General features: G+C 48.6%; 26 protein-coding genes. 15 read left to right on the top strand and 11 right to left on the bottom strand.

Translation table 11 applies throughout. From position 1 onward, the window contains the following. Positions 1-6: 6 nt before the first annotated feature. The 7 genes from flhB to ACY2RR_RS05625 are packed head-to-tail and all read right to left on the bottom strand — an operon-like array spanning position 7 to position 4,638. Positions 7-1,206, bottom strand: coding sequence for a flagellar biosynthesis protein FlhB (gene flhB, locus ACY2RR_RS05655; RefSeq protein WP_490107165.1), 1,200 nt, complete (start codon positions 1,204-1,206; stop codon positions 7-9). A gap of 9 nt (positions 1,207-1,215) precedes the next feature. Further along, complete coding sequence (gene fliR / locus ACY2RR_RS05650; RefSeq protein ID WP_490107164.1) at positions 1,216-2,001, bottom strand: flagellar biosynthetic protein FliR; 786 nt, start codon at positions 1,999-2,001, stop codon at positions 1,216-1,218. A gap of 4 nt (positions 2,002-2,005) precedes the next feature. After that, on the bottom strand, positions 2,006-2,275 hold the full coding sequence (fliQ, locus tag ACY2RR_RS05645) for a flagellar biosynthesis protein FliQ (RefSeq protein WP_490107163.1): 270 nt from the start codon (positions 2,273-2,275) through the stop codon (positions 2,006-2,008). 20 nt (positions 2,276-2,295) lie between these two features. Further along, positions 2,296-3,063: a flagellar type III secretion system pore protein FliP gene (gene fliP, locus ACY2RR_RS05640; protein WP_490107162.1), complete on the bottom strand. Its 768-nt coding sequence runs from the start codon at positions 3,061-3,063 to the stop codon at positions 2,296-2,298. Then, the gene (fliO, locus tag ACY2RR_RS05635) at positions 3,060-3,443 is read right to left on the bottom strand and encodes a flagellar biosynthetic protein FliO (RefSeq protein WP_490107161.1); all 384 of its coding nucleotides are present in this window, start codon (positions 3,441-3,443) and stop codon (positions 3,060-3,062) included. Before fliO ends, fliP begins: the two co-directional genes overlap by 4 nt. Next, a complete protein-coding gene (gene fliN, locus ACY2RR_RS05630; protein ID WP_490107160.1) occupies positions 3,443-3,817 on the bottom strand; it encodes a flagellar motor switch protein FliN in 375 nt (124 codons plus the stop codon). The genes fliO and fliN overlap by 1 nt, the downstream gene beginning before the upstream one ends. Beyond that, positions 3,814-4,638 (bottom strand): FliM/FliN family flagellar motor switch protein, encoded by an 825-nt coding sequence (locus ACY2RR_RS05625; protein WP_490107159.1) that lies wholly within the window; start codon positions 4,636-4,638, stop codon positions 3,814-3,816. The genes fliN and ACY2RR_RS05625 overlap by 4 nt, the downstream gene beginning before the upstream one ends. Before the next feature lie 312 nt (positions 4,639-4,950). Between ACY2RR_RS05625 and ACY2RR_RS05620 the strand changes: the two genes are divergently transcribed. The 9 genes from ACY2RR_RS05620 (at position 4,951) to ACY2RR_RS05580 (ending at position 13,778) form a co-directional block, all read left to right on the top strand. After that, entirely contained in the window at positions 4,951-5,835 is an 885-nt protein-coding gene (locus ACY2RR_RS05620) for an OmpA family protein (protein ID WP_490107158.1), read from the top strand. 3 nt (positions 5,836-5,838) lie between these two features. After that, positions 5,839-6,867: a sensor histidine kinase gene (locus tag ACY2RR_RS05615; protein WP_490107157.1), complete on the top strand. Its 1,029-nt coding sequence runs from the start codon at positions 5,839-5,841 to the stop codon at positions 6,865-6,867. Then, entirely contained in the window at positions 6,864-8,198 is a 1,335-nt protein-coding gene (locus tag ACY2RR_RS05610; protein WP_490107156.1) for a sigma-54-dependent transcriptional regulator, read from the top strand. Before ACY2RR_RS05615 ends, ACY2RR_RS05610 begins: the two co-directional genes overlap by 4 nt. Positions 8,199-8,278: 80 nt before the next feature. Next, complete coding sequence (fliE, locus tag ACY2RR_RS05605) at positions 8,279-8,590, top strand: flagellar hook-basal body complex protein FliE (protein ID WP_490107155.1); 312 nt, start codon at positions 8,279-8,281, stop codon at positions 8,588-8,590. Positions 8,591-8,605: 15 nt separating this feature from the next. Beyond that, the gene (gene fliF / locus ACY2RR_RS05600) at positions 8,606-10,183 is read left to right on the top strand and encodes a flagellar basal-body MS-ring/collar protein FliF (protein WP_490107154.1); all 1,578 of its coding nucleotides are present in this window, start codon (positions 8,606-8,608) and stop codon (positions 10,181-10,183) included. Positions 10,184-10,188: 5 nt separating this feature from the next. Beyond that, complete coding sequence (locus ACY2RR_RS05595) at positions 10,189-11,220, top strand: flagellar motor switch protein FliG (protein ID WP_490107153.1); 1,032 nt, start codon at positions 10,189-10,191, stop codon at positions 11,218-11,220. Further along, positions 11,220-11,993 carry a FliH/SctL family protein gene (locus ACY2RR_RS05590; protein WP_490107152.1) on the top strand — a complete coding sequence of 258 codons (774 nt, stop codon included), beginning with the start codon at positions 11,220-11,222 and terminating at the stop codon, positions 11,991-11,993. The genes ACY2RR_RS05595 and ACY2RR_RS05590 overlap by 1 nt, the downstream gene beginning before the upstream one ends. After that, complete coding sequence (fliI, locus tag ACY2RR_RS05585; protein ID WP_490107151.1) at positions 11,983-13,350, top strand: flagellar protein export ATPase FliI; 1,368 nt, start codon at positions 11,983-11,985, stop codon at positions 13,348-13,350. Before ACY2RR_RS05590 ends, fliI begins: the two co-directional genes overlap by 11 nt. Next, entirely contained in the window at positions 13,347-13,778 is a 432-nt protein-coding gene (locus ACY2RR_RS05580) for a flagellar export protein FliJ (RefSeq protein WP_490107150.1), read from the top strand. Before fliI ends, ACY2RR_RS05580 begins: the two co-directional genes overlap by 4 nt. On the opposite strand, the gene ACY2RR_RS05575 is transcribed toward ACY2RR_RS05580, so the two are convergent. Further along, positions 13,753-14,211, bottom strand: coding sequence for a DUF2062 domain-containing protein (locus ACY2RR_RS05575; protein WP_490107149.1), 459 nt, complete (start codon positions 14,209-14,211; stop codon positions 13,753-13,755). The two genes, ACY2RR_RS05580 and ACY2RR_RS05575, sit on opposite strands and share 26 nt — an antisense overlap. A gap of 24 nt (positions 14,212-14,235) precedes the next feature. Continuing rightward, complete coding sequence (locus ACY2RR_RS05570) at positions 14,236-14,613, bottom strand: YacL family protein (protein WP_490107148.1); 378 nt, start codon at positions 14,611-14,613, stop codon at positions 14,236-14,238. A 122-nt stretch (positions 14,614-14,735) separates the two neighbouring features. Here ACY2RR_RS05570 and ACY2RR_RS05565 point away from each other — a divergent pair, with 122 nt between their 5' ends. Then, positions 14,736-15,392 carry a transglutaminase-like domain-containing protein gene (locus tag ACY2RR_RS05565; RefSeq protein ID WP_490107147.1) on the top strand — a complete coding sequence of 219 codons (657 nt, stop codon included), beginning with the start codon at positions 14,736-14,738 and terminating at the stop codon, positions 15,390-15,392. A 4-nt stretch (positions 15,393-15,396) separates the two neighbouring features. On the opposite strand, the gene ACY2RR_RS05560 is transcribed toward ACY2RR_RS05565, so the two are convergent. After that, the gene (locus ACY2RR_RS05560) at positions 15,397-16,290 is read right to left on the bottom strand and encodes a pseudouridine synthase (protein WP_490107146.1); all 894 of its coding nucleotides are present in this window, start codon (positions 16,288-16,290) and stop codon (positions 15,397-15,399) included. A gap of 74 nt (positions 16,291-16,364) precedes the next feature. Between ACY2RR_RS05560 and ACY2RR_RS05555 the strand changes: the two genes are divergently transcribed. Continuing rightward, a complete protein-coding gene (locus tag ACY2RR_RS05555) occupies positions 16,365-17,477 on the top strand; it encodes an SMP-30/gluconolactonase/LRE family protein (protein ID WP_490107145.1) in 1,113 nt (370 codons plus the stop codon). Here the strand turns inward: ACY2RR_RS05555 and purT are convergent. Further along, the gene (purT, locus tag ACY2RR_RS05550) at positions 17,467-18,642 is read right to left on the bottom strand and encodes a formate-dependent phosphoribosylglycinamide formyltransferase (RefSeq protein ID WP_490107144.1); all 1,176 of its coding nucleotides are present in this window, start codon (positions 18,640-18,642) and stop codon (positions 17,467-17,469) included. The genes ACY2RR_RS05555 and purT overlap by 11 nt on opposite strands. 149 nt (positions 18,643-18,791) lie before the next feature. Between purT and ACY2RR_RS05545 the strand changes: the two genes are divergently transcribed. The 4 genes from ACY2RR_RS05545 (at position 18,792) to ACY2RR_RS05530 (ending at position 20,898) form a co-directional block, all read left to right on the top strand. Further along, the gene (locus ACY2RR_RS05545; protein WP_490107143.1) at positions 18,792-19,106 is read left to right on the top strand and encodes a YbjQ family protein; all 315 of its coding nucleotides are present in this window, start codon (positions 18,792-18,794) and stop codon (positions 19,104-19,106) included. 3 nt (positions 19,107-19,109) lie between these two features. After that, the gene (locus tag ACY2RR_RS05540; RefSeq protein ID WP_490107142.1) at positions 19,110-19,559 is read left to right on the top strand and encodes a YbjQ family protein; all 450 of its coding nucleotides are present in this window, start codon (positions 19,110-19,112) and stop codon (positions 19,557-19,559) included. A gap of 2 nt (positions 19,560-19,561) precedes the next feature. After that, on the top strand, positions 19,562-20,398 hold the full coding sequence (locus ACY2RR_RS05535; RefSeq protein WP_490107141.1) for a M48 family metallopeptidase: 837 nt from the start codon (positions 19,562-19,564) through the stop codon (positions 20,396-20,398). A gap of 158 nt (positions 20,399-20,556) precedes the next feature. After that, positions 20,557-20,898, top strand: a complete 342-nt coding sequence (locus tag ACY2RR_RS05530; protein ID WP_490107140.1) for a HopJ type III effector protein — start codon at positions 20,557-20,559, stop codon at positions 20,896-20,898. Positions 20,899-20,906: the final 8 nt, after the last annotated feature.

Genomic DNA, 20,906 nt, shown 5'->3' with positions numbered 1-20,906 from the left:
GAGGTACTACTCATTGGTGGTATTGTCTGTCTCTGCTGTGACTTGTGATCCGGCCTGCGGTTCCACAACACGCTTGCCTTCTGCATCGTAATTTTCTGGAATTTCAAAACCCGGCAAGACCGGAGGAACATCACCTCCATGCCCTTTGCGATACATGGTCAGCTGCTGGATGTAAGCCAGCACCTGAGCCACGGCAAGATAGAGATCAGCCGGTATTTCCTGATCAACCTTGGTGGAGTGATAAATGGCTCGGGTTAATGCCGGTGCTTCAACAATCGGACGGGAGGAGTCCCGGGCAATTTCCCGAATTTTCAGGGCAACCTGATCGACACCTTTTGCAATAACAAACGGAGCAGATGCTCTACCTGTATCGTATTTCAGCGCCACCGAATAATGGGTTGGGTTGGTGATAATAACGTCGGCTTCAGGCACTTTTTGCATCATTCGGCGATTGGCCATTTCACGCTGAAGCTGGCGAATCCGGCTTTTTACTTCCGGCTTACCATCAATATCCTTATGTTCGTCCCGCACTTCCTGTTTGGTCATCATCAGCTTCTGGCGGTTGTCCCAGATCTGGTAAGGAGCATCGATAGCTGCAATCAAAAACAATGCACTACCAAAAGCCATCAATGCCCAACCTAGTATTCCTGTTCCTTCTGCAATGGCAGAAGCAATCGGCATACGCCCTAACGAAAGGGAAAGGGGATAACGCTGCCAGAGCACAAGCAGCAGACAACCAATAACCAGTGTCACCTTCAACAGAGACTTCCCAATCTCTACCAGCCCCCGAATAGAAAACACCCGGGAAATCCACTGTGCCGGATTCATTCTGCTGAACTTGGGCTGCAGAAGGTCCAACTGAAACAGAAAACCACCTGTCAGTCCGGAACTGCCGATAATTGCCAGCAAAAGCAAAGCTGGAATAGGGAGAACAACAAGAGCTGCAGCCAAACCGGAATCCCGAAGGTGCTGCCCCATAAACGCCAGGTCGTAAATCTCACCCCGTTCCAGAGCAAGGTTATGGCGAAGAATTCCCATCAGGGTGTCGCCTATCTCCGGCCCCAGCATTTGCAACAGAGAACCTGAACCGACAATCAATACCGCAGACAAAACTTCTCTGGATCGAGGTATCTGACCCTGCTCACGGCTTTTTCGAAGTTTTCGCGCCGTGGGTTCTTCTGTGCGTTCCTGGGAGGTATCTGCCATCTGTTCTTATCACCCACCAATAAACAGTTGGAGATAATCGAGCATTTCCGTGGTCAGATTGACCAGAATCCCGGGCAAGGAACTCATGGCAAGAAACACCGTGGCCATACCAAACATCATGGTCATGGGAAAACCAAGAGCAATAATGTTCAGCTGAGGAGCCGCCCTGTTCATCACGCCGAAAGCCATGTTCACCATCAGCATGCTGATCACCATAGGCAGGGCAACCAGAAGACTACCGGCAAATAACCAGCTGCCAAGCTGGGCAACATCCTGCCAGACATTGACATTCAGCCCGGTTCCGATGGGTAACATCTGAAAGCTTTCCAGAAGAACAGTGAACACCACCAGATGACCATCCATTGCCAGAAAAGCCAGCATGGCAATGGTCTGAAACCACTTACCCAGTAAAGCTGTTCCGGGACCATTCACCGGATCATTCATCACCGCCATGGCCAGGCCCATCTGCATAGACATGATTTGCCCAGCCATAGTGAAAATGGCCAACCAAAGCTTGAAAATAAAACCAAAGGCAAGGCCAATACCAATCTGCTGAAAGGTAATGATCATGGCTTGAGGAGAGAAAGGATCGACCTGCGGTACATAACTGATATTGGGCGCAACAAGAAAAGTCAGAACCAATACCAGAGCCAGCCGCGTTTTCACCGGAATACTTGTTCCGCCAAAGATCGGCATAATCCATACAGCAGCCGCAATCCGAAACATCGGCCACATCCACTGCCCAAGCCATGCAGTAATAACATGGCTATCAAGACTGATTGGCAGAGCAAGCACGGCTTCAGCCTATTAACTGCGGTATACGCAGAAACAGATTCTGGGTTAAATCCATTATCTGCTGAAGTAACCAGTGGCCGGCTAAAGACATAGTGGCAAGAGTCACCAGCAGGCGTGGCAGAAAACTCATGGTTTGTTCATTGATCTGTGTCGCAGCCTGAAAGATGGCCACAACCAAACCCACAAGAAGACCGGGGCCGATTAATACCAGAACCATAAGAACAATCAGGCCCTGAGCTTCACGAAATATGTCGACAACTGTTTCCGGTGTCATATTTCCCGTCCTTTAGTCCGCTACCAGAAACTGGCAGCCAGAGTGCCCGTTATCATGCTCCAGCCGTCTACCAGCACAAACAGCATCAGCTTGAATGGCAAAGAAATAACCAGTGGCGACAGCATCATCATACCCATCGCCATCAAAACACTGGCCACAACCAGATCGATAACAAGAAAGGGGATAAACAGCATAAAACCGATCTGAAACGCGGTTTTCAGTTCACTGATAATGAAGGCGGGAGCCAGCACCCGGAAGGGCATTTCAGAATCAACAGTAGAAAGATCAATCCCGGAGATATCAACCATGCGCTTGATATCCTGCTCGCGGGTCTGACGCAGCATAAATTCTTTGAGCGGTATACTGGCTTCCAGAGTGGCCTGCTGAAAGTTCAGTTCATTATTCGCCCACGGCTGAATAGCCCGTTCATTAATCTGGTCGTACACCGGCATCATCACAAACATTGTGAGAAACAATGCCAGGCCAATTAAAACCTGATTGGGAGGAGTCTGCTGCAAGCCCATCGCCTGCCGCAGCAAAGAAAGAACAACGATGATACGGGTGAAGGATGTCAGCACCATCAACATGGTGGGCAGGAAAGATAGTACCGACAGCAGAACCATTATCTGCAAAGGAACACTGTAGGCCTGGCCTGCACCATCGGTCACAACATTGAGCAGAGGGATGTCCTGAGCCTGCGCTGTTACCGAAAAGAGAATGCTCGACAAACTTAGCAGAGCGCATCTACTCAGTCTGATCCAGCCAGAAACTTTCCCTGTAACCTTCATTTTGTTTTCATCAGCCTTGTCAGTACTTTCTGAAATTCACCTGACGATTGCAGCTCTTCGGTTTCCGGCCAGTTATCCCAACTTTCCAGCCGCTGGATACCGCCGGCACTGACACCAAGCAGCAGTGTCTGCTCACCTACTTTAACGAGGCAGATTTTCTCGTTTCGGCCAACAGGCATCACTTCCAGAATACGAATATGCCTTCCGGGACGAACAGCACCAGGCAATACACGACGCGCGACCAAGGCCATGCCGACAATAACCAGCAGCACAACTGCCAGCATGCCCGCGATATTTAACAACTGGGCAGCAGACCCAGTTGTTTCAGCGCAGGCAAAACCAGAAAAAAGCAGGGAAAGAAGAGCGAAGCAGCGCAACATCAGGCCAGGCGGCCCAACCGTTCATTCTGGCTAACGACTTCAGTCAGGCGAATACCATAACGACCATTGGTTTCCACAACTTCGCCACGGCCAATAAGCTTGCCGTTAACTTTTACATCCAACGGATCACCAGTATGACGGTTCAACTCAACCACTGCGCCACTGCCCATAGACAACAACTCATTCACTGTCAGTTCAGTGCTGCCAACTTCAAGGGACATCACCACCGGAATATCGAGAATGACACTCAGGTCTGGCTGTAAAGAATCTTCAACAGCAACCACATCCCCTGAAACATTTTCACTTAGATCAGGGGTTTCGGTACCAAATACAGCTTCAGCAGCGGAAGCCTCAGTCATACTTTCATCTTTCACTGTTGTACTTCCTTCTCTCCGTTAATGGCATCCTGCAGCTCCAGCGCCAACTGGCCATTTCGAGCAACAACCCGAGCCTGAAAAAGCACTCTATTCCCCGTTCTGACTTCCGCAGTACCTGGTAAGCCCAAGGGGAGAAAATCTCCTGGTTTCAGGGAAAGTACTTTTCCAAGAGATGTTTTCTGACGACTCAAAGTCGCAGTAATTGGTACCGGCACATCCACCATTGCTCCCATCAGCGCATCACGATTCAGAGGTACATGATCCAGCATGGGAGTCATTACTTCTCCAGGAAGCCAAACGGAAAGATTGCCTTGGAAATTATCTGTGCTGATTTTGATTTTCATCAAAAACATACTTTTGGTACCCGATACAGGGCTGTCGTAGTCTTTCTCTTTCGACAGCTGCATGGGTTTGTTTTCATCAACGGAACGGGAGATCAGATCCAAAGACAGATTAACCAGACGCTCAGCAAAGCGACTTTCAGCCAGAGTCAGCAGCTCGACATCATCTTCAATAACGCCCTGTCCACCACATGCCCGCTCAAGTAATGCACAGCACAATGCATTGTCTAAGTGAATAATCCCCCGAGACTCTGCACCTTCAATCTGAACGCTGTATGCCGTGACTTGTCGTCCTTTAAAACGGGGAGTTGCTGCCGGGTATTCAATATCTGCAAATGCTCTGACACCTTCACCGGTCATATTAACCAGGCTTTCTGTCACAGATCGTGCACAGAGCTTTGCCAGTTCAGCAGCTCGTTGCCTGACGGATGCAACACGACCGCCGACTTCAAATAAGTTGCAGGGTTTAATACTCATAACCCTCTTGTCATCATGTGGAATCAACATGAGAAGTCGGCCAGTCAGGGGAATAATTAAACAACGAAAACGAAAACGAAAAACCAAAACTTAAGTTAGTGGTCTGTTATGCCGTTGTATAAAAGCAAAACCCGCATGCAACTCATAAACAATTAGATGGTTCAGCACGCACAATTCTGCACAAAAATCATACGACAGGATGATATTATCTACCGACTCACTAAACATCCGTACAACTACGGATTATTACCGAGGCTACTGACATTTATAACTAACGACATCTGTTTTATATCTGTCTTTAGTCTGGAGCTTATGCGCCTTTTATTTTTCCCAAGGGTACTTATCCTGCTTGGCGCGTTTGTTTTTACTCTGCCCAGCCAGTCTCAACCTTTAAAAGAACCACTTGAATGGAAGGCATTCGCTGTAAAAGAAGAATGCAAACTCAGTGCGGATTTGTCTGAAAAATCCTCAGTGAGCTTTATTGCCACTGCAGGGCGAAAGCCCCTGATGGTATTAACGATTCCTTTTCGAAACCGGACAACTATTAAGGCAGAAGTCAACGCTATTGCCCCACCATGGAAAAGCAATCAGCCGGTCTTAATTAGTCGCTCACGCAAAGCACCATCAAAAGAGTTGGTTTTCCCTGAAAAAATACAAAGGCTTCTTGATCAGATGAGCAAGGGGCAATGGGCACAAATCACCCTCACCAATGATGACAACGATGTATGGGAAGAACAGATTTCTTCCATTGGCTTTAGAGCTCCACTCGAAGAGTTTAATAACTGTCGTAACAGTCTACCGCCAGTTCGCTTTGCCGATATAAATCAATCAAAGGTTTTCTTTGGGCACAATCGCATCGCTCTTAGTGAGAATGAAAAACGCACACTCGATCTTATTGCTGAATATTTAACCTACGATCCTTCCGTCACTTTAATAAATATTGATGGTCACAGTGACAGAACCGGAAACAGTCTTATCAACCTGAAAATTTCACGCCAGCGCGCGGAACAGGTTAAGGCTTACTTTCTCAGCATTGGTATTGAAAAGCCCATGCTGGAAACAATCCGCTGGCATGGCAGCCGCTATCCGCTAAATCAGGGCAAGACCGACGCCCAAAGAAGAAAGAACAGGCGGGTAGAAATTGAACTCCTGCGCATTCCTCCGCCACCAGCCATCCCTGAGCTGAACTGGAGTTAAGTTATGGATCTTCTTGCCGCAGGAATACATCCCCAATTATTCGAGAGTCTCCCTCTGGGTCTGGTTATGGTCGATCGCAGAGGACTGATTTCCAGGTTAAACCCTGCTGCAGAGAGTATTACAGGGGCTCTGCCTGAAGGAATGCTCTGGGGCAAGGCGGCCAGAGAGATTTTCCAACACAGAGATAATGATGGCCATGAAGTTTCCATGAAAGACGGCCGTCGCATTCATGTCAGCACCTGTCCATTGCCAGACAAAACAGGCCAGCTGATTATCCTTCAGGATCTAACAGCCTCCCATGAGATGAAAGATGTACTCAGTCGCCAGAAGCGATTAGACAGCATGGGACATTTGATTGCAGCTCTGGCTCATCAATTGCGCACGCCTTTAACAACCTCAATGTTGCAGGCAGGCAATCTTGAATTTCTTCTACAGGATTCTCTCTGCGATACCGGTACGCGAGCACTTCTGGCTCTGCAGCAAGAATTAAATTCTATCGATCGCAAACTCAGTGATCTGTTGCTGTTCGCCCGGGGCGGTCGCGTTTTACATGATTTGATATCAGTCAATGAGCTGATTGACGACATGCAGACACACAGCAAAGGAATTCTTTGGGAGAGCCTTAAAGTTCAATGGTTTGGAAACACAAAGGATACAGACAACCAAAGCCTGCGGTGCAATCGTAGTACCCTGCTTTCCGCCCTTGGCAACTTACTAAGCAACGCTCAGGAAGCAGGAGCATCTCAAATAACAATCAACTACAGCACATCGAATAAAGCTCTTTTAATAGTACTGCACGACAACGGTAAAGGAATGGATAACGGTGAACTTCAGAAAGTTCAGAATCCTTTCTATACCACCAAGACAACGGGTACAGGTCTTGGTCTTCCGGTGGTTCGGATGATTGTCGAAACCCATGGGGGAAAGCTGATGCTGAAATCACAACCGGACAAAGGGCTCCAAGTGTACATTACCCTCCCTCTGCAAGCGGCACCACACGCCTTCAATAATCATGAGGAACAAGCCGCATGAGCCATCAACATATTCTGGTTGTAGAAGATGACCACTCTCTGCGCTCAGCTCTTTCCGACACCCTACATCTCGCAGGCTATAAAACCTGTGTTGCAGAAAGCGCTGAGAAAGCCATAACCATCTGCGGTCGCCATAACTTTCACGCCATGGTCAGTGATATCAACCTGCCAGGGATGGACGGCCACGCCCTGATGTCACGGGTTCACACAGAACAGCCTGACCTGCCTGTGATTTTGATGACTGGTTATGCAGATACGCAAAAAGCTGTAGATGCCATGAAGGCTGGAGCCAGAGATTATCTGGTGAAGCCTTTCTCGCCAGCACGCCTGCTGCGCCAGCTGGATAATATTACTCCAGCCTGTAGCGGCACTGACTGGATTGCCGAAGCTCCTTCCAGCCGCATTATTAAAACCATGGCCAGACGTGTTGCCGCCAGCGAGGCAACCGTGATGATCACTGGTGAATCCGGAACCGGAAAAGAAGTTCTCTCACGTTTTATTCACGATTGCTCCAGTCGAAGCAACAAACCATTTGTTGCTGTGAACTGCGCGGCCCTGCCGGACACCATGCTGGAATCCATTCTGTTTGGCCATGAAAAAGGAGCATTTACTGGTGCCAGCCAGAAGCATGCCGGTAAGTTTGAGCAGGCCAATGGTGGAACCCTGTTTCTGGATGAAGTAGCAGAAATGCCTTTGCCTCAACAGGCAAAACTGCTGAGGGTTCTTCAGGAGCGGGAAGTCGAACGACTGGGAGGGAACACCTCCATACCTGTCGACATTCGCGTGATTACCGCAACCAACAGGAACCTGGAAGAAGAAGTAAAGTGTGGTCGCTTCCGGCAGGACCTGTTTTACCGGCTCAATGTTTTTCCTCTCCATATTCCACCGTTAAGAGAGAGAAGGGAGGATATCCGCCCCCTCTCTGTGCACTTACTTCAGCGACACACAAAAGAGCATCCAAACCTTCCTGACAGTTTCAGCGAAGCAGCTCTTGCTGACCTTACGGCTTACAGCTGGCCTGGCAATATTCGCGAACTCGACAACACCATCCAGCGCAGCTGCGTGGTGTGCATACAAAAGCAGATTCAGGCCGCAGATTTACTGCTTATGGGAACACCAGAACCCATTAAACCTGATGCTGCAGAAGACCACTGCACTCTTTTAGAAGATTCAAAGCTTAACAGCCGCCAGAAGGCGGAGTTCAGCGTCATTATCGACACGCTGAAAAAACACAATGGACACCGGGGTGAAACAGCAGAAGAGCTTGGCATTACCACCCGAATGCTGAGATACAAGCTGGTTCGCTTACGAGAACTTGGCATAACACTTTAATTTTATTTAATTTTTTTTTGCACCCTCCGAATACAGGGAACTCGCAGAAAAACGTTTTTCTCGAAGCGGGATCGTGAAAAGTGATACAGAACAGCATTAATCTGACAGCGCCGTCGCTCACAGACATTCAGCCACTGCAATCGACAGTCGTTGAACAGCGCAAAAACAATGGAAAAGAGTTTGGCACTTATCTGAAAGAAGCTTTGGATAATGTCAACGAACTGCAGTTTAACGCTGACCAGATGCGTGCAGATTATGAAACTGGTGTAACCGATGACCTGGCTAGTGTGATGATCGCCAGCCAGAAATCCAGTATTGCATTTCAGGGCCTGATTCAGGTTCGAAACAAAGTGGTTTCCGCTTACGAAACCGTCTTTAACATGCCCGTTTGATAGCCAGAGCCCTCTATGCCGACTCTCTCTGCTTCAGCTGTTGCCCCGGTTCTGCAGGATCGAATGGCTTCGCTGCGCAATAACTTTCAGGAAAAGCTTTTACCAGCAATAAAACAAAAACGCTGGTTGCTGATGGCAGGCGCTGCGGCTCTTATCGCTGTTGTGCTTACGCTTTCCTTCTGGACCAATGAAACAGACCTGCGCCCTCTGTTTGGGCGGCAGGAACGATACGACACAGCTAGCATTCTGGAAGTGCTGGACACCAGTCGTATTCCTTACAGCCTGCATCCAGATAGTGGCCAGATTCTGGTTGATCAAACTATTCTCTCACAAGCCCGCATGACTCTAGCTGCCAGTGGTATCACTCCCGATGTACCTGCTGGTATGGAGCTGCTTAGCACAGAAGGTGAACTTGGTCGTAGCCAGTTTGTGGAACAGGCTCGCTACACAGAAGGTCTGCAGGGTGAACTGGCCAAAACAATTATCAGCTTACGCGCTGTTCGCAATGCCCGTGTTCACCTTGCCATTCCCAAAAGATCTTCTTTTGTCCGGGATATTCCTAAACCTACCGCTTCGGTTTTTGTGGATCTCTACCCGGGTGCCCGTCTGAAAAATCCGCAGATTCAGGCGATAGTGAACCTTGTTTCCGGCAGTGTTCCTGATCTTGCTCCCGAAGATATTAATGTTCTCGACCAGAACGGAAATATGCTCTCAACCACTATGATTGATGGTGTTCCCGACTGGCAACTTGAGCACACCCAGAAACGTGAGTCTGCTCTGGCACAGCGAGTAACCAGCCTACTTGAACCCGTTGTGGGGGCTGGCAATCTTCGTGTTCAGGTAACAGCCGATATCGATTACAACGCTCAGGAAGTCTCTAAAGAAAGCTACAACCCGGAGACCAGCGCTGTTCGCTCTGAAAATCTAGCCAGCGACGACCAGACTACAGCTGTCGCTAAAGGTATTCCCGGCGTTGAAAGTAACCGTACAGCATCCTCTTCCGATAAGAACAGCGTTGAACGTTCCAGCTCCCGCACACAAAGAAGTTATGAACTGGATCGTACAGTCACTATTAACCGCAAAGCTCCCGGCACATTGCAAAAGGTGAGCATAGGTATTGTTGTTAATACTCTGGCAGCGGAAGGTGCAGACGGCTGGTCTCCCGAAGCCCTGCAAACCATGGATCAACTGGTCGCTACTGCTGTTGGCCTGGTTCCTGAACGTGGCGATACCCTGAGCCTATACAGCCTGCCTTTCAACTCTCTGCCTGTAGAGGAAGAGACTGCTCCCTGGTATAGCCTTCTGGAAGGTGAATACGGCCAGTACCTGATCACGGCTATGGCGGTCATTCTGCTGCTGTTTATTGGCCTGATTTTGCGTATCTACTTCTATCGCAAGCAGGTTCGCAAGCAACGTGAACAGGCTCTGAAGGTGAAGACCCTGAGTAACCAGGAAAGCAAGAATGCGGCAGAAGCCGGCCTGACTATCGCGGTTCACCCAGATGACAAGGTTATAGAAAGAGCTCGCCAGCTCAGTCTGCGCAGACCTGAACAGGTTGCTCTGATGCTTGAAAGATGGCTTGAAGGACACTGACGCTCATGAGTGAAGAAATGACCACCTTTGGTGAGCCACTGCCCGATGACATGCTGCCATCTCGCTCTCCAATAGAAGAGGCAGCTATTTTAATGCTGGGTCTTGGGGAAGAAGCTGCTGGCGAAGTTATTCGGGTGATGTCTGCCGATAAGATCATGACCCTTAGTCGAGCGATGGAGAATATCTCTGTCGTTCGCCGGGATGATCTTGCCAGGGTTTCAGAAAAACTTCTGGACTCCTGTGATGAGAACGATGTTCTTACCGGTACGGACTACATCAGTCGAACCCTGCAGCAGGCACTGGGACAGGAGCGTGCCCGCAGTTTGATGAAGTTCTCCCACTCCATCGAAACTAACCCTGTTCTTGAGCGGCTACTCTGGCTGGACACATCAGATATTCTAGCCATGATCCGTAATGAAAAGCCTCAGCTGCAAGCTGTTGTTTTGGCCTGCCTGGCTCCAGACAAAGGTTCTGCTGTTTTGTCTCAGCTGCCAGAACCTGCCCGCATTGACCTGGCTAACAGATTGGCACGCCTGAAAGATATTCCGCTGACTTCTCTGGATACCGTAGCCGACCTGATTTCCAGCTTCGAACAAGGTTCTGGTGATTCCCAGCTTGTTCACGGTGCAGGCCATCTGGCAGAAATGCTCAACCACATGGATGAGATTGAGAGCAGTAACCTGCTCAATAATATCCGCGATACCGATGAAGAACTGGGTAACGAAGTTAACGAGCTGCGCCTCAACTTCGACCACCTGCTCAATCTCGATATTGCCAACCTGTCTGTTATTGTTGAAAACAGTGCCCAGGATGTTCTGGCATTAGCACTCAAAGGTATTCCGGAAGTTCGCCTTGAACGCATTCTTAACTGCATGAGTAAACGTGCGGCCAAATACCTGCGTGAAGAGATTGAAAACCTTGGATCCGTTCGGATCAGCCTAGTGCGCAATGCCCGCCATGAAATTATCGAGCTTGCCCGTCGCCTTGAAGCTGATGAGCAGGTTGAGCTTCATGCCAACGATGAGCTAGTAATGTAATGACAAACCACAGCTCTGTTTTCCCAACTATGCCCCCTGCTCAGGAACAGGATTTGCCATCATGGCTCACGCAGGAAGAGCAACCTTCCCACGTAGAGCCAACAATCTGGCAAAAAGAACCATCAGCCAAAGATGATGGTTTGATTCACGAAACACCTGAACAGCGACAGCTTGCTCTGGATGCTGCAAAGCTCCAAGGGCATGCCGAAGGGCTTATAGAGGGACAGAGCAAACTGCGGGAACAACTTCATAAAGAGATACATGACTCTCTTTATGAAGCCAGCAGTAAGGAAGGTTTTGAAGCTGGCCAACAGGCTGGATATGAAGCGGGGCTTGAGCAAGCAAAACCTCATATTGAGCAGCAACTGGCGCTACTCAAAGACATCTCCAGTCAGCTGGATGCATGGCAGTGTGCACGGGATCATCAACAACTGGTTGAGCTGAAAGAGATGCTCTGTGCCCTGACTAAAGAAGTGGTAATGGCAGAAGTCAGAATACAGCCAGACACCATCCATCGCGCCATTCAAGCAGCCTTAAATACCCTGCCAGAAAACAGTGAACCACTGACTGTTACCCTGAACCCCAACGACAAAAACACTGCAGAACAGTTCCGGCATAAACTCGATGCAGACTGGATATTTGTAGAAGATGACAGCATCACTCCTGGAGGCTGTCATGTTGCTAACCACCAGTCGGATGTAGATTCCACACTGGATCGCAGACTTGCAGGAGCAATGAAAGTTGTTCGAGAGGTGTTCGGGGATGAATCCTGACACTCTTTCTTCGCTCTATAGCAAAGTTGCTCAACAGGCTCCGGCTATTGCGCCGGTACAACTGGGCGGTCGTCTATTAAGAGCGACTGGCCTGACTCTGGAAGCTGTCGGTTGTCGTCTGCAAACCGGGCAACGTTGTGCTATTCATCCCCAACAAGGTGAACCTGTTGAAGCTGAAGTTGTTGGCTTTGACCATGACAAACTATTCCTGATGCCTCTGAACAGAGTTCGTGGTTTGAGTCCTGGTGATCCTGTTATTCCTATAGAAGAAGACAGCCAGGTTCCTGTTGGTACAAGCCTTCTCGGCAGAGTTATCAACGGAGCCGGTGAACCTTTGGATGGGCAGGGAGCCCTGAACTTTGAGCAAACCATTCCTCTTCACGGCGATGTGATTAACCCGCTCAAACGTCGCCCGGTTTCTGAACCTCTTGATGTTGGTATTCGCGCCATTAACAGTCTGCTCAGTGTTGGTAAGGGGCAGCGTTTAGGTTTGTTTGCTGGCAGTGGCGTGGGTAAAAGTGTACTTCTGGGAATGATGACCAAATTCACGACAGCAGACATTGTTGTCGTCGGGTTGATTGGTGAGCGTGGCCGGGAAGTTCGGGAATTTATTGAACATACCCTTGGCGCAGAAGGTATGGCACGGTCGGTTGTTATTGCCGCTCCTGCCGATGAGTCTCCTGTACTTCGTTTACGCGCTTCCCTGCTATGTCACCGGGTAGCAGAAGGTTTCCGGGATCAGGGAAAGAATGTTCTTCTGCTTATGGATTCCCTCACCCGTTATGCACAGGCCCAGCGGGAAATTGCCCTGGCTATCGGCGAACCACCAGCAACCAAAGGTTATCCACCATCAGTATTCAGCCTGATTCCTCAACTGGTTGAACGTGCAGGTAATGGTGAAAACGGTGGCGGATCAATCACTGCTTTTTACACCGTATTATCTGAAGGTGACGATCAACAGGATCCAATTGCCGATGCTTCACGGGCAATCCTTGATGGTCATATTGTTCTGTCACGAAACCTTGCCGAATCCGGCCACTATCCAGCGATAGATATTGAAGCATCCATCAGCCGGGTGATGCCGCAGATTACAACGCCAGCCCACCAGCAGCAGGCTAATAAGTTCCGTAAGCTCTGGTCTCAGTTCCGGCAGAACAAAGATTTGCTGACTCTTGGCGCTTATCGGAAAGGCAGCAATCCAACTCTGGATGAAGCCATCCAGAGCCAACCAGCAATGGAAGCACTTCTGCAGCAGGGTATTACTGAAAAAGCTTTGTGGAAGGCCTGTGAAACCCAGCTTTCAGGATTATGGAAATCCGCCACACCAAGAAAGAAACCTGGCCGGAGTAAACCATGAGTCGTACCCGCCCTCTCTCCCAGTGGTTAAAGATTCAGGAACAAAAACAGGAAGAAGTTGAAAACCAGTTTCGCACCGGTGCCAGAAAGCTGGCAGATGCCGAACAGCAACTGGATACTCTTGAAAACTTCCGCCGCAATCATAGCCTCCGGCAAGGTGCAGTCAGCAATGGATTAATGCTGAACAGCACCCAGCAGTTCCACGAGCAGGTGGACAAAATGATTGAGCTGCAAAGCCAACAGGTGGCGATTCAACAATCCCAGCAGCGCCGCAAAAACCAGCAACTCCGGGATAACAATCTTGAAGTGCGAAAAACCGAGTTGCTTATTGAACGTTATCAACAGGAAGAGCTGCTCGCGGAAGGCCGCCGCGAACAGCGCAGGCAGGATGAAATGGCTTGGATTATGCTTCGTCGCCTTCAGGGATAAACGCCAATATCAGTTTCTGTAACACCCAGATAACCGGAACTGCCAGCATTAACCAGACCACACAGGCTCCGCCAACAGCCAGACCATAGGTTTCCAGAAAAACCAGCGGGTGCTGCCAGATCATCGATCCAATTGTGGACGGGTCAATGGAAACCGGATCCAGCCCAAGAACCGACTCACCTAATCGAATCAGCGGAACAAATAACAAGAATTGCAGTGGATAACCTGCATAGTTGGCGATCTGAATAGCAACCTGGTTTAGATCCATTCTTGCGGCAATCACGGCGCACAACACCATAGTCACCCCAAAAACGGGAAAGGTGGCAACAACAAAGCCTATAGCCAGAGTCATAGCCAGAGACTGGCGACTCAGCCCCTGTTTCATTAATGCCTGAAGAGGTTCTACAACCCGTCTGGAAATCAGTGTTTTCAAACGTTTCCGCACTCTATTTATTGTCTATCGAGAGCCAACAAAGCGCTCCCATTCCTGCAACATATTAAGAAAATCATCCAGCCCGCAGCTGGAGCGAGCCTCGTCATCATAAAAATCCAGACCTTCACACTGGTCTGCATCAGTATCATCGGCCTCAAAATCAATCTGTGCATTACAGATTTCAGCCTCTGAGCGGGTCAGGCGGAGATTATACTCCTGACCATCCCGCAAATATTCCCACCGCTCACCATTTTGTAATTGGCTGATGGCTTTATAGAGATCAGGCAGTACAGTTTTACGACTTCCCACTTCCTCCAACAGCCAGCCCGCTATTGCCTCATGGCCCATGGAAAAACTGGCGGCCAGCTCGCCTGTTACGTCTCTTCTGAATTCAAATTCCAAAAACTTACGCCTATCTGATGGAATAAAAGATCAACCCTGGTACGGTATTCGCGCCAATGAACGCGGGTTTACGCCTGATATACTCGCATTTGGAAAAAATAATAACCCCAAGGATTATCCCCATGCAGGAGTATCTGGCGCCAACAGCGTTCTTTGATTACGAACACCCGGCCGTACAGGCATGGGCTCACGGTGCAATTGGTCAGGAACGAGACCCTGTTCAACAGGCGATCAGATTATACAAGGCCACTCGGGACGGTATCCGCTATAACCCTTACGTTTTCCGCCCTGATCCGGCAACCCTGAGTGCCAGTTACTGTCTGGAATCCGGAGAATCCTACTGCATCCCTAAAGCAATATTACTTGGCGCAGCCTGCCGCTCTATCGGTATCCCTGCAAGATTGGGGTTGGCCGATGTAAAAAACCATATTTCCAGCCAACAACTAATTGATCATCTGCGCAGCGATGTTTTTGTGATGCACGGTTTTATTGAGCTGTATCTTGATGGCAAATGGGTAAAAGCCACACCAGCATTTAATGCTGACCTTTGCGAGAAGATGGGCGTAGCACCGCTGGAATTTAATGGCCGTGAAGACTCTATTTTCCACGAATATGGCACCGACGGTTCACGCCATATGGAGTATCTGGCCGATCACGGCACCTTTGCCGATGTACCCATGGATTTTATTGTGTCTTCTATTGCCAAGGCTTACCCCCATCTGGTGAATGCTTATCTCGAAAAGATGAAGGGACATTCTCTGGAAGAAGATATTGCCTGAATCTTCATATCATCAATGTTCTGTCACTCTCGAAAAATCTCTTTTCGCGGGTGACGGGATCAATAAATTCCAGCTTGTGAGCCAGTAGCTGTAATGGCTTATCAAAATTATCCGGAGCTTTCGGTTGAAGCTCTGGATAAAGCCGATCATTGACCAATGGATAACCCAGATCGCTCATATGCAGACGCAGTTGATGGGTTTTCCCTGTGAGAGGGGAAAGTTCAAACAGCGCCTGATAATCACTGACATCCAAACACTTAATCATTGAACGAGCGTTAACGTCTCCAGGTTCCGTTGTCATCCTGAACCAGGGTTCACCAACAATCATACGGTTTTCAATCTTCCACTCTTGATCAATGTAAGGCTTATTCCCGGCAGAAACTCGCCCTAATGCCTGGTAGGTTTTATGAATCAGTTTGTCGCCAGAAAACAGCTTGTGATAACGATGGCGAGTTTTCGGATTAACTGAAAACAAAACAAGACCAGCAGTTTCCCTGTCTATCCGGTGCATAGGCGCAAGGGTTTCAATCTCAGTACTGTTGCGCAGCCTGTTCAGCAGGCATTCCTGAACATAAATTCCCTTAGGGGTTACTGGCAGGAAGTGTGGCTTGCAGGCTACAAGTATTTCATTGTCCTGAAAAATAATGGTTTCCTGAAATGGAATCTCAGGTTCCTGTTCCACTTCCCGGTAATAAAACACGCGTTTATAGGGCGCGTAAGCATCAGCTTCTGTTACCGGGGTTTTATCTTCCCAGTGAATCTTTCCCTCCGCGATACGTTGCCGCCAGATGTTCTCGTCTACTTTTGAGAACCGGGATATAAGAAACTCCAGAACTGTTGCACAGTCGGTTCTTTCCGGTGGCATGTTGACTTTACAGGGGTGGAGGGATATTCCCATTCAGGATCTCAGTACAATTCTTAGGCAAGGTGTGATTATACTGGGAGAAAAATAAAAACCATCAGGTACAAACCATGAAGCTACCCTTCTTGAAGCTGTCCCCTTTGCAGCTCCGCCGAGTACTGTCAACAGTGTGTGCAACCACACTGTTATCCTTACCAGTCAAATCTTTTGCGCTGGATTCCGTTCACTGGGCACCTCCCAAAACTCCGGAGATGGTTGGCAAACTATCACCGAACACTACGTTGTCGGGTATCACAACCATTGATACAACAGATTGCGTGGGCCCAGAGGATGTAGATAAAGACAGTCAGGGCCGTATTTATGGAGGGTGTGACGATGGAAGAATTGTCCGCTTTCTGAAAGATGGCACTAGAGAAGTTTTTGCCGATACCGGAGGTCGCCCGCTAGGGCTGCACTTTGATGCGCAGGATAACCTGATCGTTGCAGACTCATGGAAAGGGCTTCTCTCCATCAATCCAGAAGGCCAGATCAAGGTTTTAACAACTGAAGCAGAAGGTGTTCCTTTCGCTTTTACCGATGATCTGGATATTGCCTCCGACGGAACTATCTATTTCTCCGATGCCAGCAGCAAATACAACCAGCCAGATTACGCTCTCGATCTGCTGGAAGGTCGTCCCTACGGACGACTTCTGTCCTATTCGCCAACAACTGGTGAAACAAAGGTTCTGCTGAAAGATCTCTACTTCGCCAATGGTATAGCACTGTCACAGAACGAAGATTTTGTATTGGTGAACGAAACCTATCGCTACCAGGTAACACGTTACTGGCTGAAAGATGGCCCGAATGGCGAAAAGGCTGGCACCTCGGATATCTTTATCGACAACCTTCCCGGCCTGCCCGATGGTATTTCTTCAAGTCGCGACGGAACCTTTTGGGTGGCGATGGCAACGCCAAGAAAAAAGGTGATCGATTGGGGGCATGAACACCCTTGGTTTAAAAACCTGATTGCCAGCCTGCCACGATTTATGTGGCCTGGGCCAACTCATTATGGATTGGTAGTTGCGCTGAATGAGCAAGGAGAGATTGCAGGCAGCCTGCATGATCCAAGTGGAGATACAGTTTCCGTAATAACATCTGTGCAACAGGTTGGAGATGAACTGTTGCTGGGCACCCTGACCAATCGCTTTATTGGCAGGATGCCCATACCAACATTTAAAAACTAACGTCTACAGACGCAGCAACTGTCTTGGCCCGTGAAACAGCATCTTCTGTTGTTTCACCGGTTGCCAAAGCCACACCTAAACGACGCCGACCGCTGATAGCCGGTTTAGCAAACAGTCTCAGGCTTGTACCCGGAGCAACAAGCGCCGCATCCAGTTCATCAAAACCAATATTTTCACTGTTACCTTCGGGAAGAATAACTGCGGAAGCGGTCGGCCCGTACTGGCGAATACCTGCAACAGGCAATCCCAGAAAAGCACGCACATGCAGCGCAAATTCAGAAAGATCCTGTGATGCTAGAGTGACCATTCCCGTATCATGTGGACGAGGAGAAACCTCTGAAAACCAGACTTTATCGCCTTTCACAAACAACTCCACACCGTACAACCCAAACCCTTTCAGGTTTTCCACAACAGTTCTGGCAACACGCTGGGCTTCTGCCAGAGCAGCATCGGTCATAACCTGTGGCTGCCAGGATTCCCGATAATCCCCCTCTTCTTGGTGGTGTCCAATAGGAGCACAGAAATGAATACCATCAATAGCGTTAATGGTGAGCAAAGTGATTTCGTAATCAAAATCGATAAAACCTTCAACGATTACCCGACCACGACCAGTACGACCACCTTCCTGTGCGTATTGCCAGGAATTGTCGATATCGGCTTCAGTGCGAACAACACTCTGCCCTTTGCCGGAAGAACTCATAACCGGTTTTACTACGCAGGGCATACCTACAGCTGCAACAGCTTCCTTATATTCCTGTTCGCTGTCGGCAAAACGATAAGGGGAAGTTGGCAGTTCAAGCTCTTCGGATGCAAGGCGGCGAATACCTTCTCTATCCATGGTCAGCTGAGCAGCACGGGCGGTAGGAACAACATGAAAACCTTCGGACTCCAGCTTTACTAGTTCACTGGTCGCAAGGGCTTCAATTTCAGGAATGATGTAATCTGGTTTCTCCTGCTCAATCACAGCTCTTAAGGCTGAACCATCAAGCATATCCACCACATGAGCACGGTGAGCAATATGCATGGCTGGCGCATTGGCGTAACGATCAACAGCAATCACCTCGACTCCTAAGCGCTGCAGCTCAATAGCCACTTCTTTGCCCAGCTCTCCTGATCCCAGAAGCATCGCCCGCGTTGCATTCTTGCTTAATGCAGTACCCAGCATATCTCCCCCACCATCTAGTTGAAGGTTTATTGATCAGAACATGGTTATTTTGTGTTGTTGGTTATGTTCTGAGGATGACTAAGGATATACACTTTTGCCCAAATCATCATAAACAGTAAAAACAGAGACAATAAGAACAGGAGTCAAAGGTGCTGATAACTAATATCGAAGTGGTACCTGGCAAAAGAATTACCCAACATCTCGGCATGGTGCAGGGCAACACAGTACGTGCCAAACATGCAGGAAAAGATATTCTTGCGGGCTTGAAAAATATCGTTGGTGGTGAGCTCAAAGGCTATACCGAACTGCTTACCGAAGCCCGGGAAGAAGCTACTGAGCGTATGGTAAAGCAGGCTGAATCTATCGGTGCCAATGCTGTTATCAATGTGCGGTTTTCAACGTCATCTATTACTGCCGGAGCGGCTGAGCTTTTTGCTTACGGAACAGCTGTGATTCTGGAGTAAGCCATGTATGACCTTATTATATTTCTTACCCTGCTGACGCTGGGGTATGTATTCGGCCGCATAGCCGAAAAACGACACTTTAAATCTATCATTGAGAGAGAAGAGCAACTTCGGAATATTCTTGCGTTCAGCGAGCGTCTGCCTGCACCTGGATTCTCTTCCGCACATAGCGAGTTGGTTAGTGGCAATGTGGTTATTTCTATCGACTACTTCAAACGTATCGCCGCAGGATTACGCAGCATTATTGGCGGTCGTGTAACAGCCTATGAAACTCTGATTGAACGCGCCCGTCGGGAAGCCATTCTTCGTATGAAAGAAGATGCCCGAAACAAGGGAGCCAGCCAGATTATTAACGTAAAGCTGGAAACCGCATCTATCACCAAAGGTTCCAAAGACCAGACGGGATGTGTTGAAGTGTACGCCTACGGCACAGCACTGATTCAGGCCCCCTAACCATGAGTTACAGCAACCCGAAAATTCCAGAGGGCATCAATGTTACCGATGAACACCCTCTGAAAGATTTTTTCTATATGCTGCTCGGCATAGGGCTCACGGTGATTGCCATTATTACGGTACTGGCAATCACTGCGGAATACCTAGTACGGTTTATTCCTTTCAGTGTTGAACAAAAACTCGCTAATCACTTTCAAGCTGAGCTGGTTGAGGCTTCAACAGAAACCAGCAAACATCAGCAGTATCTGCAGGAACTGGCTGACCGATTATCTGTAGCCCAGAAGCTGCCTGAGGGTATGACAATCACTGTGCATTATATGGATGGTGATGAAGTGAACGCTTTCGCAACGCTTGGCGGCCACGTTTTTATCTACAAAGGTTTGCTGGAAAAGATAAAGAGTGAAAATGCCCTCTCGATGGTGCTTGCCCATGAAATTGCCCATATAAAGCATCGGGATCCAATAGTTGCTATGGGGCGTGGAATAACTGTAAGCCTTGCCATGCTCAGCCTTGTAGGCGCGGGAGACAGCACAGTTGCACAACAAGTCGTCGGGCAAATCAGCTTACTGACAACTCTTGGCTTTAACCGGGATATGGAACAGGAAGCTGATGAAGAGGCGCTGTTTACTCTGAAAAATCATTACGGCCACACTAAGGCAGCAGAAGATATTTTCAATATTTTTATTGCTGAACAAAGTGGATTGGATGTGCCAGAGTTTTTAAGCACTCATCCGCAAAGTGAAGATCGAATTTTTGCTGTTAAGAGTTTCCAGAAACAACATCTTAATAAAACAGGCGACGAACTCACACCACTTCCCGAATGGCTGGCTACTCAATAACGGAGTGGCATTAACAAATGCCACTCCTTCAAGGCATATTTTCCACAAAGAATACAAGGTGCACGTAAGTCAAAAGGCATATTATGATGGCGTGCAAACTCTACTGAATTAATATAAAAAGCTTCATCCCAGAATTATAAATAGCCACAGGAACGATAATGCTCAGTCATTTCCTGAATCGTCTTGCTAAAGAACCTCATACCATTGAGTTCGCTGACACCATGTCAGAGATTGATCAGCACTATGATTTCACTCCCACTGATTTCAGCAACGGCGATGTCAAAAACGCCTCCGGCCAAAACTCAGGCTCATGCAAGATTTTCGCGTTCTCACAGATGCACAACCTTCCTGAAGATCAGGCTCTAGCGTGCTTTGGTCATTTTTACCGGGATCATGTTTTAGGCAACCCTGATGGTGATGATCACCAGAATATCCGACAGTTTATGAGACATGGTTGGGCGGGCATCTATATTGATGGGGAGCCACTCAGGGAAAAATAAACTTCAGG

The sequence above is a fragment of the Parendozoicomonas sp. 2304DJ65-17 genome, from assembly GCF_058148445.1.
Note: the sequence above shows the minus strand (reverse complement) of the source record. Positions and strands in the feature narration are given on the sequence as shown.

Bases quoted from the DNA above. Each gene is read 5' to 3' on its own strand.
- flhB (WP_490107165.1), bottom strand. From the start codon at position 1,206: ATGGCAGATACCTCCCAGGAACGCACAGAAGAACCCACGGCGCGAAAA.
- fliQ (WP_490107163.1), bottom strand. From the start codon at position 2,275: ATGACACCGGAAACAGTTGTCGACATATTTCGTGAAGCTCAGGGCCTG.
- fliP (WP_490107162.1), bottom strand. From the start codon at position 3,063: ATGAAGGTTACAGGGAAAGTTTCTGGCTGGATCAGACTGAGTAGATGC.
- fliO (WP_490107161.1), bottom strand. From the start codon at position 3,443: ATGTTGCGCTGCTTCGCTCTTCTTTCCCTGCTTTTTTCTGGTTTTGCC.
- ACY2RR_RS05625 (WP_490107159.1), bottom strand. From the start codon at position 4,638: ATGAGTATTAAACCCTGCAACTTATTTGAAGTCGGCGGTCGTGTTGCA.
- ACY2RR_RS05620 (WP_490107158.1), top strand. From the start codon at position 4,951: ATGCGCCTTTTATTTTTCCCAAGGGTACTTATCCTGCTTGGCGCGTTT.
- ACY2RR_RS05615 (WP_490107157.1), top strand. From the start codon at position 5,839: ATGGATCTTCTTGCCGCAGGAATACATCCCCAATTATTCGAGAGTCTC.
- ACY2RR_RS05610 (WP_490107156.1), top strand. From the start codon at position 6,864: ATGAGCCATCAACATATTCTGGTTGTAGAAGATGACCACTCTCTGCGC.
- fliF (WP_490107154.1), top strand. From the start codon at position 8,606: ATGCCGACTCTCTCTGCTTCAGCTGTTGCCCCGGTTCTGCAGGATCGA.
- ACY2RR_RS05595 (WP_490107153.1), top strand. From the start codon at position 10,189: ATGAGTGAAGAAATGACCACCTTTGGTGAGCCACTGCCCGATGACATG.
- ACY2RR_RS05590 (WP_490107152.1), top strand. From the start codon at position 11,220: ATGACAAACCACAGCTCTGTTTTCCCAACTATGCCCCCTGCTCAGGAA.
- fliI (WP_490107151.1), top strand. From the start codon at position 11,983: ATGAATCCTGACACTCTTTCTTCGCTCTATAGCAAAGTTGCTCAACAG.
- ACY2RR_RS05580 (WP_490107150.1), top strand. From the start codon at position 13,347: ATGAGTCGTACCCGCCCTCTCTCCCAGTGGTTAAAGATTCAGGAACAA.
- ACY2RR_RS05565 (WP_490107147.1), top strand. From the start codon at position 14,736: ATGCAGGAGTATCTGGCGCCAACAGCGTTCTTTGATTACGAACACCCG.
- ACY2RR_RS05560 (WP_490107146.1), bottom strand. From the start codon at position 16,290: ATGGGAATATCCCTCCACCCCTGTAAAGTCAACATGCCACCGGAAAGA.
- ACY2RR_RS05555 (WP_490107145.1), top strand. From the start codon at position 16,365: ATGAAGCTACCCTTCTTGAAGCTGTCCCCTTTGCAGCTCCGCCGAGTA.
- purT (WP_490107144.1), bottom strand. From the start codon at position 18,642: ATGCTGGGTACTGCATTAAGCAAGAATGCAACGCGGGCGATGCTTCTG.
- ACY2RR_RS05540 (WP_490107142.1), top strand. From the start codon at position 19,110: ATGTATGACCTTATTATATTTCTTACCCTGCTGACGCTGGGGTATGTA.
- ACY2RR_RS05535 (WP_490107141.1), top strand. From the start codon at position 19,562: ATGAGTTACAGCAACCCGAAAATTCCAGAGGGCATCAATGTTACCGAT.
- ACY2RR_RS05530 (WP_490107140.1), top strand. From the start codon at position 20,557: ATGCTCAGTCATTTCCTGAATCGTCTTGCTAAAGAACCTCATACCATT.